We start from the raw sequence: 720 nt of genomic DNA, 5'->3' as shown, positions 1-720 counted from the left end.
ACAGCAAGGGCGAGCCGCCGAGCGAGGGCCGTACCGGTCGTCGTCGGTCGCCGGGCCGGTCCCGGTTCGCGGGCGTGCTGCTGATTCTGCTGTCCCTGGTATCGGCAGCGGGCTGCTACTTGGCGTTCAGCTGGTGGCTGCCCTCCGACAGCGAGCGCTACCAGGACTACCGCGCGGCCGAGTCGTGCTCCTCCCGGGCGATGCAGCGGGGGCAGACGGACTGTCTGAGCACCTGGCGCCTGACCGTGGAGAAGACGGTGAACAAGTCCGCCGGGCGAAGCTCCTCCTACGAAGCGACCCTCAAGGACCAGGACGGCTCCTGGCGGGGAACCGTCTCCTTCGGCGACCCCGGCCCGCTCCTGGCCCGGCTCGAACCCGGCGACCGGGTCGCGGCCACCGCCTGGCGCCGCGACATCGTGGCGCTCAGCAAGGACGGTGTACGGCAGAACACCTCGGAGGCGCCCCGTGACGAGCTCCAGATGAACGCCGCCGTCGGCGTGTTCGCCGGGCTCTTCGCGGCCCAGCTCTTCGCCTTCGGTACGGCGCGACTGGTCAGGCCCGGTGCCCCTGAGCCCTTCACCTGGAGGCCGTACGGCACCTGGTTGCTCATCACCATCAGCGTGACCTGTTTCGGAGTCGGCCTGCCTGCGGTGTGGAGCGGCATCCCGTGGTGGACCGTGCCCGCCATCGCCGTACCCGTGGTGGTGTGCGCGGCAGGAC

The 720-nt window shown here is 70.8% G+C and carries 1 protein-coding gene; it reads left to right on the top strand.

The features are described 5' to 3' along the window. Positions 1-74: 74 nt before the first annotated feature. Positions 75-720, top strand: a 646-nt coding sequence (locus ACFXIV_RS48080) for a hypothetical protein (RefSeq protein WP_379421561.1), incomplete at its 3' end; no start/stop codon positions are given.

It is taken from the genome of Nocardia sp. NPDC059236, assembly GCF_042754085.1.
Classification (GTDB): Bacteria; Actinomycetota; Actinomycetes; order Mycobacteriales; family Mycobacteriaceae; genus Nocardia.
The sequence above is the reverse complement of the archived record's forward strand: the minus strand, read 5'-3'. Positions and strand labels throughout refer to the sequence as shown.